This window comes from Hydrogenophaga sp. (assembly GCF_011772445.1).
In the GTDB taxonomy this organism is placed as follows: Bacteria; Pseudomonadota; Gammaproteobacteria; order Burkholderiales; family Burkholderiaceae_C; genus Hydrogenophaga.
Map to the genome: position 1 here is coordinate 1 of NZ_WVZN01000042.1, position 16,997 is coordinate 16,997.

Genomic DNA, 16,997 nt, shown 5'->3' on the forward strand with positions numbered 1-16,997 from the left:
CTTCTTGTTCATGGCTCAATCCTCTCAGAGAAAAGAGCCTCCTCAAATCCCGGGGCGATTCATCGCTCTTCGGCAAACGGCCCGTCCCGCGGCAAGCGCATGACGAATCCATCGAGGAAGTGCTCGCACTAAACCTCATCTCAGCGCGCCGAGAACGGGAAATGACTCAGGAGGCCTTGGGCCGCCGGTCCGGAGTCAGCATGTACGTCATCGCTCACATCGAACGCCAGGCGCGAAACCCCTCGCTTCAAACGCTGGCGAAGCTTTGCGTGCCGCTGCAATGCACGCTCGAAGAACTCTTGTCGCCGCCTCGCTTGGCGCGTGAATGACACCCCCAGGCAAGCTTCCAACGCCTCCCGAGGCGCGCGTTTGGCGCCGTGTCTCAATCTGAGAACTTGTCTTGAGCACACCCGAATCCCCGGGTTAACCCGCAGCCAGCCTTCCCGGCGCGGTGCTCCACTGTCCCCGGCTTCCCCACGAACCCAGGAGACAACCATGCCCGTAGAACTGAAGGTCAACGGCCGAAGCGTGGCCGTGGACGCGGCACCCAACACGCTGCTGGTGCACGCGCTTCGAGAACACCTGCGCCTCACCGGCACCCACGTGGGCTGCGACACCGCGCAATGCGGCGCCTGCACCGTGCACGTGGACGGCAAGGCCGTGAAATCCTGCAACGTGCTGCTGGCCCAGGTGGCCGGGCGCTCGGTCACCACCATCGAAGGCATGGCCACGGCCGACGGGACCATGCACCCCATGCAGGCCGCGTTCAAGGAGTGCCATGGCCTGCAGTGCGGCTTCTGCACGCCGGGCATGGTGATGAGCGCGGTGGACCTGTGCCAGCGCCACCCCGGCGCCAATGAGGCGCAGATCCGCGAGCAGCTGGAAGGCAACCTGTGCCGCTGCACGGGGTACCACAACATCGTCAAGGCCGTGCAGCAAGGCGCTGCCGCCATGAAGTAAGGAGCGAATCATGGGTGCCATCGATTTCGCCAAACTCCCCCACATCGGTGAGCCGCTGCGCCGCAAGGAGGACTACCGTTTCCTCACCGGCGCCGGCCAGTACACCGACGACATTCAGCTCGCGGGCATGAAGTACGCAGTGTTCGTGCGCTCGCCGCATCCGCACGCCAACATCCGCTCCGTCAACAAGACGGCCGCGCTGGCCGCGCCGGGCGTGGTGGGCATCTTCGACGGGCAGGACGTGGCCGCCGACAAGGTGGCCGGCCTGCCCTGCGGCTGGCTCATCACCAGCACCGACGGGCAGCCGATGAAGGAGCCGCCCCACCCCTTCCTGGCGCAGGGCAAGGTGCGCTACGTGGGCGACCACGTGGCCATCGTGGTGGCCGACACGCTGGAGAACGCGAAGAACGCCGCCGAGCTGGTGGAGGTGGACTACGAGCCCCTGCCCGCCGTGGTGGACGTGCGCGACGCGCCCAAGGGCACGGCGCTGCACGACATCGCGCCCGACAACCACTGCTACAAGTGGGCCATCGGCGACAAGGCGGCGGTGGACGCGACCTTTGCCGGCGCGGCGCACGTCACCAAGATCGACCTCGTGAACAACCGGCTGGCGCCCAACCCCATTGAGCCGCGCGCCGCCATTGGCGCCTACAACCGCGCCAACGACGAGTACACGCTGTACGTGGCCAACCAGAACCCGCACGTGGAGCGGCTGCTGATGACGGCCTTTGTGCTGGGCCTGCCGGAGCACAAGGTGCGCGTGATCGCACCGGACGTGGGCGGCGGCTTCGGCGCCAAGATCTTCCTGTACGCCGAGGACGTGGCCGTGACCTGGGCGGCGAAGAAGCTCAACACCGCCATCAAGTGGACCTGCGAGCGCAGCGAAGCCTTCCTGTGCGACGCGCACGGCCGCGACCACGTGACGCACGCCGAGCTGGCGATGGACAAGGACGGCAAGTTCCTGGGGTTCCGCGTGCACACGGACGCGAACCTGGGCGCTTACCTGTCCACCTTCTCCACGGCGGTGCCCACCATCCTGTACGCCACGCTGCTGGCGGGGCAGTACACCACGCCGCAGATCTACGTGGAGGTGGACGCGTGGTTCACCAACACCTCGCCGGTGGACGCGTACCGCGGCGCGGGCCGGCCCGAGGCCACCTACCTGCTGGAGCGCATCGTGAGCCGCGCGGCGTGGGACATGAAGCTGAGCCAGGACGAGATCCGCCGCCGCAACTTCATCACCCAGTTCCCGTACCAGACGCCGGTGGCGCTGCAGTACGACACGGGCGATTTCCACGCGTGCATGGACAAGGCCAATGAACTGGCCGACGTGGCGGGCTTTGCCAAGCGGCGCGAGGCGAGCAAGGCCAAGGGCCTGCTGCGCGGCATCGGCTACAGCAGCTACATCGAGGCCTGCGGGCTGGCGCCGTCGAACATCGCCGGGGCGCTGGGCGCGCGCGCGGGCCTGTTCGAATGCGGCGAGGTGCGCGTGCACCCCACGGGCAGCGTGACGGTGTTCACCGGCTCGCACAGCCACGGCCAGGGGCATGAGACGACGTTCGCGCAGGTGGTGGCCTCGCGGCTGGGCATCGACCCGGCGCAGGTGGACATCGTGCACGGCGACACGGGGCGCGTGCCGTTCGGCATGGGCACGTATGGCTCGCGCTCCATCTCGGTGGGGGGCGCGGCCATCATGCGCGCGCTGGACAAGATCGAGGCCAAGGCCAAGAAGATCGCCGCGCACCTGCTGGAGGCGAGCGACGCCGACATCGACTTCGCCAATGGCGAGTTCACGGTGAAGGGCACGGACAAGAAGATCGCTTTCGGCCAGGTGGCGCTCACGGCCTACGTGCCGCACAACTACCCGCTGGACAAGCTGGAGCCGGGCCTGAACGAAACCGCCTTCTACGACCCGACCAACTTCACCTTCCCCGGCGGCACCTACATCGCCGAGGTGGAGGTGAACCCCGAGACGGGCGAGACGCGCGTGGACCGCTTCACCGCGGTGGACGACTTCGGCACCATCATCAACCCGATGATCGTGGAGGGCCAGGTGCACGGCGGGCTGGTGCAGGGCATTGGCCAGGCGCTGCTGGAGCACTGCGTGTACGACCGCGAGACGGGCCAGCTCGTCACCGGCTCCTTCATGGACTACGCCATGCCGCGCGCCGACGACGTGCCCAGCTTCACCCTGGGCCACGTGTGCACGCCCTGCACCACCAACCCGCTGGGCACCAAGGGCTGCGGCGAGGCGGGGGCCATCGGCTCGCCGCCGGCGGTCATCAACGCCGTGCTGGACGCCCTGGCGCCGCTGGGCGTGAAGGACATCGACATGCCGGCCTCGCCCTCGCGCGTGTGGCAGGCCATTCAATCGGCCAAGCAGTGATTCATTCAAGGAGACAAGACCATGTACGCCTTCACCCTTGAACAACCCAAGACCCTGGCCGACGCGAAGCGGCTCACCGGCGGCGGCGCGCAGGCGCTGGCGGGCGGGCAGACGCTGATCGCCTCGCTGAAGCAACGCCTGGCGCAGCCCGGCGCGCTGGTGGACCTGGGCAACGTGGCCGAGCTGCGCGGCATCCGCCGCGAGGGCAACAGCCTCGTCATCGGCGCCATGACGCGCCACGACGAGGTGGCCAGCAGCGCGGACGTGAAATCGTCCATTCCCGCGCTGGCCGCGCTGGCCGGTGGCATTGGCGACAGGCAGGTGCGCGCCATGGGCACGATGGGCGGCTCGGTGGCCAACAACGACCCGGCCGCGTGTTACCCCAGCGCGGTGCTGGCGCTGGGCGCCACCATCGTCACGGACAAGCGCGAGATCAAGGCCGACGACTTCTTCCAGGGCATGTACAGCACCGCGCTGGACAGCGGCGAGCTGATCACCGCGATCCGCTTTCCCATTCCGAAGAAGGCGGCGTACGCCAAGTTCCGCCAGCCGGCCTCGCGCTTCGCGCTGGTGGGCGTGTTCGTGGCGCTCACCGACGGCGGCGCGCGCGTGGCCATCACCGGCGCGGGCAACGGCGTGTTCCGCCACCCGGGGCTGGAGGCGGCGCTGACCAAGAGCTTCACGCCCGAGGCCGTGCAGGGCGTGGCGGTGGACGCGGGCCAGCTCAACAGCGACCTGCACGCCAGCGCCGAGTACCGCGCGCAGCTCATCCGCGTGCAGACGCAGCGCGCAGTGGCCGCGGCCAACGGTTGATGCCTGAATCCACCGCCACGACGACCGAACCGCGCGACATCGACGGCTTGCTGGCCGCGCTGCGCGGCGTGGGCTACCACGCCCCGCGCGCGCTGGCCACGGCCGTGTTCCTGGCCATGCGCCTGCAGCGCCCACTGCTGCTGGAGGGCGAGCCGGGCGTGGGCAAGACGGAACTGGCCAAGGCCTTGTCGCGCGTGCTGGGGCGCCCTTTGTTGCGCTTGCAGTGCTACGACGGCATGGAGCAGCGCGAGGCGCTGTACGAGTGGAACCACACCGCGCAGTTGCTGCACATGCGCGCGGCGCAGAACACGGCCACGCCCGAGCAGATCGAGCGTGAGGTGTACCAGGAGCGTTACCTGATCCGCCGCCCGCTGCTGCAGGCGCTGCAGACGCCGCCGCCCGGCGCGGTGCTGCTGATCGACGAGGTGGACCGCGCGGACGAGCCCTTCGAGGCCTTTCTGCTGGAGTACCTGGGCGAATACCAGGTGAGCATTCCCGAGCTCGGCACCATCACCGCGATGGCCGCGCCGCTGACGATTCTGACGAGCAACCGCACGCGCGACCTGAACGACGCGGTGAAGCGCCGCTGCCTGTACCAGTGGCTGGACCACCCGGACCGCGAGCGCGAACTCGCCATCGTGCGCGGCCAGGTGCCGCAGGCCAGCGCCGCGCTCACCGAGCAGATCGCGCGCTTCGTGGAGCGGCTGCGCGCGCAGCCCTTCAGCAACGCCTTCCAGCGCGCGCCCGGCATCGCCGAGAGCGTGGAATGGGCCAAGGCCCTGGTGGCGCTGGACACGCTCACGCTGGACCCGGAGGTGATCCAGGACACGGCGGGCATTCTGTTCAAGCAGCGCGAGGACGTGGCCGCGCTGTTGCCGATGATCGATCAGTTGCTGCAACCGGAAGTCTGAGGATCGCCATGCAACTCGGCGACGCGCGCACGGGCAAGTTCCCGGACCAGATCACCGCCTTCGGCCGCGCCCTGCGCCGCGCCGGCGTGCCGGTGGACAGCGCGCGCATCGCCAGCGCCATCGCGGCCACGCAATTGGTGGGCGTGGAGCGGCGCGACGACCTGCAGGCCGCGCTGGGCGCGGTGCTGGTGAGCCGGCCGCAGGACGTGGAGGTGTTCGACGAACTCTTCGCGGCCTTCTTCCGCAACCCCGAGCTGGAAAAGCAGCTGCTGTCGCAGATGCTGCCCAAGTCGCCCACGGCCAAGCCCGCGGCACGCAGCGCGCGCGCGCAGGAGGCCTTGACCGTGGCCGGCGCCGTGGCCAAGCAACGCGCCCCGAGCGAGACCGAGCTGCGCTTCGACGCCGCCATGACGGCCAGCGACCTGCAGCGCCTGCGCCACGCGGATTTCGCGGGGCTGTCGGCCAGCGAGTTCCGCCTGGTCGAAACCCTGGCGCGCGACATCGCCCTGCCCTTGCCCGAGGTGCCCAGCCGCCGCGACCGGCCCGGGCAACGCGGCCACCGCATCCACTGGGGCCGCGCGCTGCAGCAGGCGCGCCGGCACGACGGCGAGCTGATCGCGCCGCCGCGCCGCCAGCGCCGCCGCGAGCCGCTGCCGCTGCTGGTGCTGGTGGACGTGTCCGGCTCCATGGAGCGCTACGCGCGGCTGCTGCTGGCGTTTCTGCACCAGGCCACGCGCGGGGTGCCGCGCTCGGCCTTCGCTTTCGGCACGCGCCTTACCGACCTGCGCGGAGCCTGGAAGCACAGCGACGCCGACACCATGCTGGCGCTGACCAACGCCGCCATCGCGGATTTCGCGGGGGGCACGCGCCTGGGCACGTCGCTTGCCGAATTGCGGGAGAAGCACGCGCGCTGCCTGGTGGGCCGGCGCACGGTGGTGCTGCTCATCACCGACGGGCTGGACACCGGCGACCCGGCGCAACTGGACGCCGAGTTGCTCTGGCTGCGGCGCCACAGCCGCCAGGTTCTGTGGCTCAACCCGCTGCTGCGCTATGCCGGGTACGAGCCGCTGGCGCAAGGGGCCAGCGTGCTGCACCGCCACGCGCACGGCATGCTGGCCGTGCACAACCTGGAACGGCTGGAACAGCTCGCCCAGGCCCTGGCCGACCTGCTGCGCGTGCGCTGAATCTGAAACCCAAGAAGGAGAACCCCATGGACATGGAAGGCCACCGCATCCTCCCCGTCGACCAGGTCAAGGTCTGGGACGCCCTCAACGACCCGGCCGTGCTCAAGGCCTGCGTGCCGGGCTGCGACAAGTTCGAGCCCCTGGGCGACGACGCCTACGCCGTGGGCGCGGCCATCAAGATCGGCCCGGTGTCGGCCAAGTTCACGGGGCGCGTGCAACTCAGCGAGATCACGCCGCCGCGCAGCTACGAACTGGGCTTCGAGGCCCAGGGCGGCGTGGCCGGCTTCGGCAAGGGCCATTCCAAGGTCACGCTGGAGCCCGCGCCCGGCGGCACGGAGCTGACCTACACCGTGAAGTCCACCGTGGGCGGCAAGATCGCCCAGCTGGGGCAACGCCTCATTGATGGCGCGGCCAAATCCATGGCAGATGACTTCTTCCGGCGTTTCGAGGAAGAATTGCTGCGCCGCCACCCCGAGGCGGCTGCCGCCCGGGCGGCGGTGCCGGTGCCCGCGGTGGCGGGCGGGCCTTTCGGTTCGCTGGGCCCCATGCCCGAATGGGCCTGGCCGGCGCTGGCCTTTGGCGGCACGTTCATCATTGCGCTCATCATCTTTTTCAGCCTCGCCTGGGGCTGATCGCCCACATGGAAAACCTCGATCTCTTCGTGCTGCGCACGCTGCTGGACTGGCGGCGAGCGGGCAAGGCCACGCTGCTGGCCACCGTCACCCGCACCTGGGGCAGCTCGCCGCGCCCGGTGGGATCCATCATGGCGCTGTGCGAAGGCGGCGCCGTCGTCGGCTCCGTGTCGGGCGGCTGCATCGAGGACGACCTGATCCACCGCTTCCGCGACAAGCTGGAAGACGGCCCGCCGCAGAAGACCAAGTACGGCGTGAGCGCCGACGAGGCCCACCGCTTCGGCCTGCCCTGCGGCGGCACGCTGGAGCTGCTGCTGGAGTTCAACCCCGACGCCGCCACGCTGGGCGATCTGGTGGAGCGCCTGAGCGCGGGCCGCATGGTCCAGCGCAGCACCGACATCGCCACCGGGCGCGTCACGCTCACCGACATCGACCAGCCCGAGGCCCTGCGCGAGCACGGCGGCGCGCTGCACAACGCCTTCGGGCCCGAGTACCGGCTGCTCATGATCGGCGCCGGCCAGCTCACCGAGTACCTGGCCACCATGGCGCTGTTCAGCGGGTTTTCGGTGACGGTGTGCGACCCGCGCGAGGAGTACCGCGGCGCCTGGCAGGTGCCCGGCGTGACCCTCACCACCGAGATGCCCGACGACGTGGTGCGCGGCTTTCGCGCCGACCGGCGCACGGCCATCGTGGCGCTCACGCACGACCCGAAGCTGGATGACCTGGCGCTGCTGGAAGCGCTGGAGACGGAGGCCTTCTACATCGGCGCCATCGGCTCGCGGCGCAACCAGATGGCGCGGCACGCGCGCCTCATCGAGCACTTCGACCAGACCGAGGAGAGCCTGGCCAAGCTGCGCGGGCCGATCGGCATCTACATCGGCAGCAAGACGCCGGCCGAGATCGCGGTGAGCGTGATGGCCGAGGTGCTGGCGGTGAAGAACGGCGTGCCGCTGCCGCGCGACCTGGCGGTGGGGCCGGCCAAGGACCAGTTGGACGTGACGCCGAACGATGCGGCGGCGGTCTGTTTCGTGCGCGAAGACTTGTGAAGCCCTGGAGCAACACCGTCGCGCTGGTGCTGGCGGCCGGCGCGGGCAGCCGCCTGGGCGGCGTGCCCAAGTGCCTCATCCGGGTGGACGGGCGCACGCTGCTGGAACGCCTGCTGGACGCGCTGGCCGAGGCGGACGTGCACAGCGTGCGTCTGGTGGTGGGTCACCACGCCGAGGCAGTGGCCGCGCACGTGGCCACCCTGCCGGCCGAACGCCGGCCCGTGCTGCTGCGCAACCCCGAGCCCGGCGACGAACCCGCCGACTCGCTGCGCGTGGGCCTGCGCAGCCTCACCTCCATGCCCGAACGCCTGCTGGTGCTGCTGGGCGACCTGCCCCTGCTCGGCGCGCCGCAGATCCTGGCGGCCGTGGACGCGTTCGACGCGCGCGAGCGCGGGCGCCACGTGCTGGTGCCTCAAGTGAACGGCCAGCCCGGCCACCCGGCCGTGCTCGACGGCCTGGCCTGCGCGCTGCTGCGCAACCAGAGCGGCGGCCTGCGCGCCTGGCGCCAGCGACAGCCCGAGGCTGTCGCGTTGTGGAACACATCGGACGAGGCGCACGTGCGAGACCTGGACAGGCCCGAGGACCTGCCACGCCTCGCGCGGGACATGGGTTGGCAGGTGGAGGCGCCGCCGGTTTGAGCGCCTCTCGAGCAAGCGCCTGATCAGTGGCGCTTGCCCGAAGCCCCATCGAGCCGCTCGACGCTCGCGACTCGGTGCAAAGGCAAGCTTGGCAAGGCGTTCGATGAGAGATCAAGGTTCAAGTCGCCGCCCGGCCGGGGGTGAGAGGAACTGTCGGCAGGTTCAGCATGTGGGCCAATTCCTGCGGGCTCATGCCAACTAAGCCCGCATCCGCCTTCTTGCGAATCGCTGCGTCAGCCTTCGCGTTCTCCTCCAGCTCGCGGATGAAATCGTCCGCCATCTCCATCACGTCTGCGAAGGAATGGTATTCCCGCTCATCGACATCATTGGGTGCAGGCGGCATGTTTTCCCGGAGCCGCCCAATAGCTCGCATGCGAGGCTGCGACGCCAGGTCTGCCTCCCGCCGGGATAAGGACAAGGGCGTACGCGGTGTCGAAGGCCGCGAGAGCTGGGCGCCAAGGGCCCCCCCATCCTGGACATGTTCGGCAGCTGCGATGGATTCGAACCCGTCCACATCGGCGCGCGCCGCGTCGTACATGTCTCGCGCGTACTCGATACCTTTCACCCAGCTCCCCTCCGTGTACTCCAGTCCATTCACGTATTCCGCCATCAACCGAGCCGTCGCTTTTCGCTGGAGCTCAACTTCCGACGACAAGCCCAGCTCCGGAAACGGACGTTTCAGCAATTCGCTCACGATGTCGAACTGGTCCAGGTAGGCATCGATCTGAGACTTCACTCGAAAGCTGAGTTCGCAGACAAGCCGCGCCGCGGACCAGCGGTCGGCATCGGACGCCTCTTGCCATTGCGTGACCGCCTCGCCCAGGTCCTTGAGCATGCGTTCGATTTCTTCGGGCTTGTCAGCGAACAGCGTGTCATGCAAGGAGTCGAGTTTCAGACCCTGGGTGCGCGGATCCTCCGCCAGGAGGCGAGTCAGTTCCGGATGAAGCTTCTTGCCATCCTCATGGTCAGGATCCAGGTAGGCGTCGAACGCCCTGAAGCTATCGCTGGCGAGCTCGCCCATTCGATCTATTGCGGCCAAACGCGCGCGGATGATGGTTTGGGCCCCGGCCTGCTGCGCAGCCTGTTGCTGCCCCTTCGCGGCTCGTGTGGCCTGTACTTGTTGCCGCTCCACTCTGGCGGCCTGAGCCTCCTTCTTCTGGGTCCGCGCAACCGCTGCTGTTTGCTCAGCCCATTGGTACGTCTCGACGAACTCGCTGCCCGGATGCAGCATGGCATTTGCAATGTCCACCAGAGCGTGGCCGAACCGAACGATTGGTTCACGATGGGCCGGGACGGTCTGGTAGTGAGGGGTAAGCGTCAACAATTCACCCACCGCCACCAGGGCGCGGATGTAGTCGGCACTTTTCTGCTGGAGTTCTCGGGCGTGATGCAGCACCTCGTCATGGAACTCGGGCTCGTGGCCGCGCTGGTCTCGCTGCTCCAAGAGAAGATTCAGCTGATGCCCCATCTCGATCAGCTCAGCCCACTTCTTGTTCAGCAAATCCTGGGGCAGCGACTCCATGCGCAATTCGCTCGAAACAGGCCACGCCGCAAAAATCTTATTGAAGCGGTTGCACAGCGTGTCGGCGTTTTTCGGGTTGGGCATCCCGGCCATGGCGTCAATGGCCCTGAGCAAGGGCTCGCCCGCGAAGCAGGCCTTGTCATAGCTGTCGACCAACTGCGTGTCCGCCGCCGTCTTTTCCTTGGTGGAGGCGGCCACAGCGAATCGGAGCCTCTTCTTACCGGTTTGCTGCGGCCCCGCTTCCAGTTTGCTCAAGGCCTTTCGCGTGGCCGTGGCTTTCTCCGCGGCCTCCTGTTTCAGCGGTTGGAGCGAGGTGGGGTCCGTCAACTTCAGGATGGGGGCTAGCGTTTTTGCCAACTCGACGACATCAAATTCCTTGCCGCTCTTCACCAGCAGGCCACTCAAGGCCCGGTCCACATCCGTCTCGGTGAAGCGCCCGGTCTTCCCTTGCTGGATGAGATAGGCGACGACATCTTTGTGAACCCTGCCGTTTCGAGACTTGCTGCCTTTGCCGACGCGTTCGAGATCAAGCAGCATCTGATGACCGTGCTTGCAATAGTGCGAGCCCTTGCCGGCATCGGCGTCGCCCTTGCTGCGCTCACTTTCCGCGCGCGCGGCCCCCAGGCGAATGCTTTTGGCCCAGTTCTCAAAGTCCTGGTGCGACAACGGCGGGCGTGAGAAGGGATTGCGAAGGCTCATTTGGATGTCTCTCAAGCGTGTATGCGTGGAAGAAGGTTGAATCAAACGCGGGCCGCCCACAGGCTGGCGGACACCGTGTGTTCCAGGGGTTCGTCGCCGACACGGGCCAAGGCGACACGCCACCAACGCCGCATGCCGTCGAAGTGCACGAGTGCAGCCTCAAAGGCCTTCGGCTCGGCATGGCTGGGGCCGAGCTCGCCGATCAAGGTCAGCGCGCCGGCCCCGCCATCGCGCGCCATTCGCAGGTTGCCGATCTGGCGCCACAGCGCGTTGTAGGAAAGGGCGAGGTTCAAGGCCTCGCGCTCACGGCCCTGGGCGGGCGAACCCAGATCGGCAATGAGCACCAGCCGCGTCCACTGTCTGGACCATTCGAGCTGGAAGGACTCGCCGTCCGGGAACAGGGCACACCAGTGGCCGGGCTGGGGATGAAGAAAGTGCACCACCTCACCCAGGCTGAGTTGCGCCTGCTCCAGCAGTTGGGCAGCGTCTTCTTCGGTGATCAGGCAGGGCATCGACAAAGGGCAGGTCGCAGTTGCGGAGTAGGTAGTCACATTTGCCGATTTGTTCCAGGCTTAGGCCGCCGCGATCGAACCTCAACCGAGGCTTTGCCGCACTGCGGCATGAACAAGGCTTGATCGACCCGCGGCAGGCTGATTCAATGCACCCCATGCCCATCAGCCCAGCCGCTTCGCCCACCGACCGCCTGGCCCTGATCGAGCAGGCGCGCCGCGCCGTGCTGGAGGCGCGCAACCCCGACGCCGGGCCCCGCCTGGCCCCCTGGGTGGCGCGCTCCTGGCGGCGCTGCCTGCAACTGGGCCTGGAGCCACGCCGCGAGGTCACGTTCGACCCCGTGAGCAGCGCCCAGGCGCACCGCGCGCTGGAGGCCAGCCAGCCGCTGCTGCGGGCCGCCGCGCCCGTCATCCGCTCGCTGGCGCGTGCCATGGCGCACACGCGCTACTTCGCCATCCTCACCGACGCGGAGGGCGTGGTCATCGACGTCAACGGCCCCATCGACCGGCACGACCCGAGCGTCGCGCGCATCGCGCGCGTGGGGGTGGACCTGTCGGAACGCGCCGTGGGCACCACCGCCATCGGCATGGCCCTGACCGACCTGCAGCCCGTGTGGCTGCACCGGGGCGAACATTTTTTCGACGCCACCAGCATCTACAGCTGCGCGGGCGCGCCCATCTGGGACCCGGACGGCCAGTGCGTGGGCATGCTGGACCTGACCGGCGTGAACGTGGCCGAGCAGCCCGCGCTCAAGCACCTGGTGTCGCAATCGGCGCGCAGCATCGAGAACGCGCTGGCGCTGGCGCGGCCCCACCACCTGCTGCTGCGCATGAACTGGCCCGGCCGCGTGCTGGGTGACGACAGCGACGGCCTGGTCGGCCTGGACGCGGACGGCAATATCACCGGGCTGAACCGCCCGGCCGCCGACATGCTGGGCGTGGCGCCGGGCTCACCGGCCGGCCACGCCAGCCTGCACTTCGCGGCGCCGGTCGAGTCGCTGTTCGACACGGCCGCGGCGCATGGCGGTGCGCTGGAGCTGCCACTGTGGTCGGGCCTGCGGCTGCAGGTGCTGGCCCAGCTGGACCGCAACGCCGTGTCGCAGGCCGTGCCCCTGAAAGACCTGGAAACCGCCGCCATTCGCAAGGCGGTGGACGACGCGCGCGGCAACGTGCAGGAAGCCGCGCGGGCGCTGGGGATCAGCCGGGCGACGATTTATCGGAAGCTGGGGGCCAGGAGTCGCTGACTCGCAAGCTGCGCGCTGGCACCTATTTGTTGAGCTTCGGCGGGGTGGATTTGGGCTGCTCATCGCGACCGAAAAGGCGCTCCTTCAATAGGCCGAACGTGCTCAGTTCGTTCAGCCTTTTCTGCTCGGCAAACGCCTCTTCGATTTCGTCGTCCAACATGAAATCCTCCGCATCAGGTGAGAGGAATCGCTCCTCAGCCGACAGCTGATTCCACGATCGATCACCGACCGTCGTCCCGGTGGGGGCAGCGTCGACCGGGGTCAGCACCCCCTTCAACAGCGGGCTCTCGGGGTCAGGGGATCGGGCCAGGAGCATCTGATCCACCACCGCGGGTGAGTCGGGCCGCGGCGAATTCAGCCCATCGCTGCGCCTGCGGTCCGTCTCGGAGACGTCGCCAAGCGACAGCCAGTCGCTGCGCTCCAGCGTGTGCAACTGTTCGGCGAGCGGTGGCTCAGTGGATTCCGGCGGCAGATCCAGCCGTTCGTTGATCTCCCTCGACAGCGCCTCGTCAACAGGCGGCTCTTCCAACGGCCGCCCAGGACGCGTCGCCAACGACACGTTGGCGCGATCCATTTGACTGAACATGTCCTCAAACGCGTCGATGTCGGCTTGTGTGGCGAACGAGGCGGGCGCGCGTGTGCCAATGCGCCGAGGCGAACGGATCGGCGTCGTCAGCAGCCGGCGATCCTCGGATTGCCTCACTTCAGCCCATGGCTTGCCCTTCGCGGAAGTCACCCCGTGGGCAGGGTGTGGCGCAGCAGGCGCGCCTCCGACGTCGATGCTCGCCAGAAGATCGTCCAGGCGCTGGACTGCCTCGTCCATCCTCCGTCCGACGAATGCATCCGGCACCAGGCGGCTCACGTCCTCGTCGCTCAGCGGTGCCACCACAGGCTGTCGGACCGGCTCGTTCAAGGGTGGATCGAGCAGCACATCCTGACCAGCGATCGCAGGGCTGTCATCGGTGATCCGGCTGGCGAGGGACTCCACGGCCGTCGACCTGACGGGCAGGTTCAGGCGGGGCGCCAGTTCGAGGGCGGGGTGCGGATGCACGTCGTTCTGCTCCTGAGGCCCTGCACCTTCGACCTCAGCGAAGAGATCGGCCGCCCATTGCCTGGCCTTCAAAGTGCCATTGCCGACGGTCGACGCCAGGGGCGCTTTTGGCCGGGCTTGGCGAATGGGTCGGTGAAGAAGCGCCGGCTCGAGGCCCTTCGAGGAGGAAGCAACACAGGCCGAGTCCGCGCCCTCCACGGCGTCCTCAAGCGCGTTCAACCGGAGGTCCTGCTGCTCCTGCTGTTCCTGCTTCAGCGCCGCCAGTTGCGCATCGACATCTTCTTCGCTCTGGACGCCAAACTGCGACTTGACGTGCTCTTGCACCGCGTGAATTTGGTCTTGCACAGCCGCCACGGCCAACGCCGTGGTCAGTTCGGTGACTTGTTGCTGCTTGCGCAAAGCGAAGCGAAGCGACGTGTGTGCCAAGCCATGGGGCGCCGCACAGGCTTGGGCCACCTGCAGCAGACTCTTGGCCATGTCGAGCCAGGCACCTTGCTCCGAAACTGACAGGTGGGATGGAAATCCGACGGCGAGGAGCTGGATCACCCGGGTCAACTTCGTCATCCACTCGTTGACGGAATCAATGACGTCCTGGCTCGCTTTCTGAATCTCTTGAAGCAGTTCAGGAGAAGGAGCCGGGCCATTCGCCCGCTGCACCAGATCATTCAATCCGTCGACCAAGTTATTCAGCTGCCTCCGAGGCAGTTCCACCAGCGAAGCGTGGAAAGTCTGCGGAGACAGGGGTCGGGTGACGGCGCTCGATTGCAACGCCTCGGTCAAACGTTCGATGGCCTTCGCCTCTGGAGAGTCCGCAACCGACGCACCAAAGAACCGGAGGAATGGTTTCGCTTTGTCCTCCACGTCCTTTGACACTGCGTCTTCGATCTGCTGCGCCTTCTTCAGTTGGTCATCACTGGAAGACGGGCTGTTCACCAGGGCCGCCCGCTCGGGCGATCCTGCCTGCATCCACGCGTGGACCTCACGGGCGACCATGGTGACCCCTGCTTTGACCGTCGACCGCTCGTGTGCGGGCGATACCGGGCGCAACGCCAGGGCCAACTCCGCAGGAGAAAACTCCTTGCGTCCTTTCAGCTCCTTCAGCTTCGGCAATACGCGAGCCAATTGTTCAGGCGCGTATTCGGCTCCATGGATTTCCAAGTACTTGATGGCGCGATCGAGACATCGCTTGTTTCGATGCGCGGCAGACTTGGAGAGAGCCTGGCTCGTGTGCATGTGGGACTTGCCATCGACGCGAAACAGCTTGCCCTTGACATCAAGGGAGTTCTTCGTGTGACGGGCTTGTCCTTCGACCTCCTTCGTCAGTCCAGTGAACTCTTCGCGAGACATGGGCTGGCTTTTGGAGGATTTCAAGAAATTCGGCAGCTTGGGAAGGGATGGCATGGTGTCACCTTGGGAAATGGCACCCTCTATCGGGTTGGGTGCGGGGCTTGGTGAACCCAGCTACCGGTTCGTTCCATGCCTAGGCCGCCGCCTTGCGCGGGCGCGGCCTTGATGCCTTCTTGACACCCACCCCCGAAGTCTTTCGCCCGCCTTGACGGGCCCCTGCCTACGCTCACCCAGGTCTTCACTTCGGGGGTTCCCATGGACTTCGTGACGCTCGCCGCCCTGTTGGCGGCCGGGCTGTTTGCCTACCTCGTGGCTGTGCTCGCTCGGCCGGAGGAATTCTCATGAGCGCCGGCGCCTGGAGCCTGCTCGCGCTCTTTCTCGCGGCGCTGCTCGCCCTGGCCTGGCCGCTGGGGCGCTGGATGCACACGGTCATGGACGGCGGTTTCACGCTCGGCCAACGCATCGAGGCCCCGCTGTGGCGCCTGCTGGGCACACGGCCCGAGGCCGAGACCGGCTGGTGGCCCTACGCGCGGGGCCTGCTGGTCTTCAACGCGCTGGGCGTGGTCGCTGTGTTCGCGCTGCAGTTGTTGCAGGGCGCGCTGCCGTTCAACCCGCAGGGCTTGGGCGCGGTGACAGCGGACTCGGCCTTCAACACGGCCGTCAGCTTCGTCACCAACACCAACTGGCAGGGCTATGGCGGCGAGACCACCATGGGCTACCTCACGCAGATGCTGGGCCTGACGGTGCAGAACTTCCTGTCGGCGGCCACGGGCATCGTGGTGGTGGCGGCGCTGATGCGCGGCTTCGCGCGGCATTCAGCGCGCGGGGTGGGCAACGTGTGGGTGGACCTCACGCGCATCACGCTGTGGGTGCTGCTGCCGCTGTCGGTGCTGCTGGCGCTGGCCTTCGTTGGCCTGGGCGTGGTGCAGAACCTCTCGCCCTACCTCACGCTCACGCCGCTGCAGCCGGGCGTGGGCGATCAGACGCTGGCCATGGGCCCCACGGCCTCGCAGCTGGCCATCAAGATGCTGGGCACCAACGGCGGTGGCTTCTTCAACGCCAACTCGGCGCACCCGTTCGAGAACCCGAGCGAGTGGAGCAACGCGTTGCAGATGCTCGCCATCTTTGCCATTCCCGCCGGCCTGTGCTTCACCTTCGGCCGCGTGGTGGGCGATCTGCGCCAGGGCTGGGCCGTGCTCGCCGCGATGGCGCTGATCTTCGTGGCCGCCGTGGTGGCCGCCACCAGCTTCGAGCAGCAGGGCAACCCGGCCCTGGCCGCGCTCGGCACCGACCAGGCCGCGAGCGCCCTTCAGTCGGGCGGCAACATGGAGGGCAAGGAGGTGCGCTTCGGCATCGCGGCGTCCTCGCTGTTCGCGGTGATCACCACGGCCGCCAGTTGCGGTGCGGTGAATGCCATGCACGACAGCTTCACGCCGCTGGGCGGCATGGTGCCCACGGCGCTGATGCAACTGGGCGAGGTGGTCTTCGGTGGCGTGGGCTCTGGCCTGTACGGCATGCTGGTGTTCGCGCTGCTGGCGGTGTTCGTGGCGGGCCTGATGATCGGCCGAACACCGGCCTACCTGGGCAAGAAGATCGAGCCCTTCGAGATGCAGATGGTGTCGATCGCGATTCTGGTGACGCCGCTGCTGGTGCTGCTGGGCACGGCCGTGGCGGTGATGACGGAGGCCGGCCGCGCGGGCATCCAGGACGCGGGCCCGCACGGGTTGACCGAGGTGCTGTACGCCTTCTCCTCGGCGGCCAACAACAACGGCAGCGCCTTCGCGGGCCTGTCGGCCAACACCCCCTTCTACAACGTGCTGCTGGCCATCGCCATGGCCGTGGGCCGCTTCGGCGTGATCCTGCCAGTGCTGGCCCTGGCCGGCTCGTTCGCGGCCAAGCCGCGCGCCGAGGCCAGCGCCGGCAGCCTGGCCACGCACGGGCCGCTGTTCATCGGTCTGCTGGTGGGCACGGTGCTGCTGGTGGGCCTGCTCAATTACGTGCCCGCGCTGGCCCTGGGCCCGGTCGTCGAGCACCTGATGCTGTGGGCGAAATGAG

Annotated in this window: 15 protein-coding genes; 12 read left to right on the forward strand and 3 right to left on the reverse strand. The window is 67.8% G+C overall.

Features of this window, described 5'->3' with window-relative positions; translation table 11 throughout:
- From GTO19_RS16425 to GTO19_RS16465, 9 genes are all read left to right on the forward strand, one after another.
- Positions 1–329, forward strand: a 329-nt coding sequence (locus GTO19_RS16425; protein ID WP_291018708.1) for a helix-turn-helix transcriptional regulator, incomplete at its 5' end; no start/stop codon positions are given.
- 166 nt (positions 330–495) lie between these two features.
- The gene (locus GTO19_RS16430) at positions 496–960 is read left to right on the forward strand and encodes a (2Fe-2S)-binding protein (RefSeq protein ID WP_291018711.1); all 465 of its coding nucleotides are present in this window, start codon (positions 496–498) and stop codon (positions 958–960) included.
- A gap of 10 nt (positions 961–970) precedes the next feature.
- On the forward strand, positions 971–3,346 hold the full coding sequence (locus GTO19_RS16435) for a xanthine dehydrogenase family protein molybdopterin-binding subunit (RefSeq protein ID WP_291018713.1): 2,376 nt from the start codon (positions 971–973) through the stop codon (positions 3,344–3,346).
- A gap of 21 nt (positions 3,347–3,367) precedes the next feature.
- Entirely contained in the window at positions 3,368–4,159 is a 792-nt protein-coding gene (locus GTO19_RS16440) for a xanthine dehydrogenase family protein subunit M (RefSeq protein ID WP_291018716.1), read from the forward strand.
- On the forward strand, positions 4,159–5,070 hold the full coding sequence (locus GTO19_RS16445; RefSeq protein ID WP_291018718.1) for a MoxR family ATPase: 912 nt from the start codon (positions 4,159–4,161) through the stop codon (positions 5,068–5,070). The genes GTO19_RS16440 and GTO19_RS16445 overlap by 1 nt, the downstream gene beginning before the upstream one ends.
- 8 nt (positions 5,071–5,078) lie before the next feature.
- Positions 5,079–6,254: a VWA domain-containing protein gene (locus GTO19_RS16450; protein WP_291018721.1), complete on the forward strand. Its 1,176-nt coding sequence runs from the start codon at positions 5,079–5,081 to the stop codon at positions 6,252–6,254.
- A gap of 26 nt (positions 6,255–6,280) precedes the next feature.
- Entirely contained in the window at positions 6,281–6,886 is a 606-nt protein-coding gene (locus GTO19_RS16455; RefSeq protein WP_291018724.1) for a CoxG family protein, read from the forward strand.
- A gap of 8 nt (positions 6,887–6,894) precedes the next feature.
- On the forward strand, positions 6,895–7,932 hold the full coding sequence (locus tag GTO19_RS16460) for an XdhC family protein (protein ID WP_291018727.1): 1,038 nt from the start codon (positions 6,895–6,897) through the stop codon (positions 7,930–7,932).
- Positions 7,929–8,570 carry an NTP transferase domain-containing protein gene (locus GTO19_RS16465; RefSeq protein ID WP_291018729.1) on the forward strand — a complete coding sequence of 214 codons (642 nt, stop codon included), beginning with the start codon at positions 7,929–7,931 and terminating at the stop codon, positions 8,568–8,570. Before GTO19_RS16460 ends, GTO19_RS16465 begins: the two co-directional genes overlap by 4 nt.
- Before the next feature lie 118 nt (positions 8,571–8,688).
- On the opposite strand, the gene GTO19_RS16470 is transcribed toward GTO19_RS16465, so the two are convergent.
- On the reverse strand, positions 8,689–10,791 hold the full coding sequence (locus GTO19_RS16470; protein WP_291018731.1) for a hypothetical protein: 2,103 nt from the start codon (positions 10,789–10,791) through the stop codon (positions 8,689–8,691).
- 41 nt (positions 10,792–10,832) lie between these two features.
- Positions 10,833–11,303: a type III secretion system chaperone gene (locus GTO19_RS16475; protein WP_291018733.1), complete on the reverse strand. Its 471-nt coding sequence runs from the start codon at positions 11,301–11,303 to the stop codon at positions 10,833–10,835.
- Positions 11,304–11,449: 146 nt separating this feature from the next.
- Here GTO19_RS16475 and GTO19_RS16480 point away from each other — a divergent pair, with 146 nt between their 5' ends.
- Positions 11,450–12,544, forward strand: coding sequence for a helix-turn-helix domain-containing protein (locus GTO19_RS16480; protein ID WP_291018735.1), 1,095 nt, complete (start codon positions 11,450–11,452; stop codon positions 12,542–12,544).
- 22 nt (positions 12,545–12,566) lie between these two features.
- Here the strand turns inward: GTO19_RS16480 and GTO19_RS16485 are convergent, their stop codons facing one another.
- Complete coding sequence (locus GTO19_RS16485) at positions 12,567–14,996, reverse strand: hypothetical protein (RefSeq protein WP_291018737.1); 2,430 nt, start codon at positions 14,994–14,996, stop codon at positions 12,567–12,569.
- Between the two features lie 201 nt (positions 14,997–15,197).
- On the opposite strand from GTO19_RS16485, the gene kdpF reads away from it, so the two are divergent.
- Together kdpF and kdpA are read left to right on the forward strand one after the other, a co-directional pair.
- Positions 15,198–15,287 carry a K(+)-transporting ATPase subunit F gene (gene kdpF, locus GTO19_RS16490; RefSeq protein ID WP_291018739.1) on the forward strand — a complete coding sequence of 30 codons (90 nt, stop codon included), beginning with the start codon at positions 15,198–15,200 and terminating at the stop codon, positions 15,285–15,287.
- Positions 15,284–16,996, forward strand: coding sequence for a potassium-transporting ATPase subunit KdpA (gene kdpA, locus GTO19_RS16495; RefSeq protein WP_291018741.1), 1,713 nt, complete (start codon positions 15,284–15,286; stop codon positions 16,994–16,996). Before kdpF ends, kdpA begins: the two co-directional genes overlap by 4 nt.
- Position 16,997 lies beyond the last annotated feature (1 nt).

Bases quoted from the DNA above. Each gene is read 5' to 3' on its own strand.
- GTO19_RS16430 (WP_291018711.1), top strand. From the start codon at position 496: ATGCCCGTAGAACTGAAGGTCAACGGCCGAAGCGTGGCCGTGGACGCG.
- GTO19_RS16435 (WP_291018713.1), top strand. From the start codon at position 971: ATGGGTGCCATCGATTTCGCCAAACTCCCCCACATCGGTGAGCCGCTG.
- GTO19_RS16440 (WP_291018716.1), top strand. From the start codon at position 3,368: ATGTACGCCTTCACCCTTGAACAACCCAAGACCCTGGCCGACGCGAAG.
- GTO19_RS16445 (WP_291018718.1), top strand. From the start codon at position 4,159: ATGCCTGAATCCACCGCCACGACGACCGAACCGCGCGACATCGACGGC.
- GTO19_RS16450 (WP_291018721.1), top strand. From the start codon at position 5,079: ATGCAACTCGGCGACGCGCGCACGGGCAAGTTCCCGGACCAGATCACC.
- GTO19_RS16455 (WP_291018724.1), top strand. From the start codon at position 6,281: ATGGACATGGAAGGCCACCGCATCCTCCCCGTCGACCAGGTCAAGGTC.
- GTO19_RS16460 (WP_291018727.1), top strand. From the start codon at position 6,895: ATGGAAAACCTCGATCTCTTCGTGCTGCGCACGCTGCTGGACTGGCGG.
- GTO19_RS16470 (WP_291018731.1), bottom strand. From the start codon at position 10,791: ATGAGCCTTCGCAATCCCTTCTCACGCCCGCCGTTGTCGCACCAGGAC.
- GTO19_RS16475 (WP_291018733.1), bottom strand. From the start codon at position 11,303: ATGCCCTGCCTGATCACCGAAGAAGACGCTGCCCAACTGCTGGAGCAG.
- GTO19_RS16480 (WP_291018735.1), top strand. From the start codon at position 11,450: ATGCACCCCATGCCCATCAGCCCAGCCGCTTCGCCCACCGACCGCCTG.
- GTO19_RS16485 (WP_291018737.1), bottom strand. From the start codon at position 14,996: ATGCCATCCCTTCCCAAGCTGCCGAATTTCTTGAAATCCTCCAAAAGC.
- kdpF (WP_291018739.1), top strand. From the start codon at position 15,198: ATGGACTTCGTGACGCTCGCCGCCCTGTTGGCGGCCGGGCTGTTTGCC.
- kdpA (WP_291018741.1), top strand. From the start codon at position 15,284: ATGAGCGCCGGCGCCTGGAGCCTGCTCGCGCTCTTTCTCGCGGCGCTG.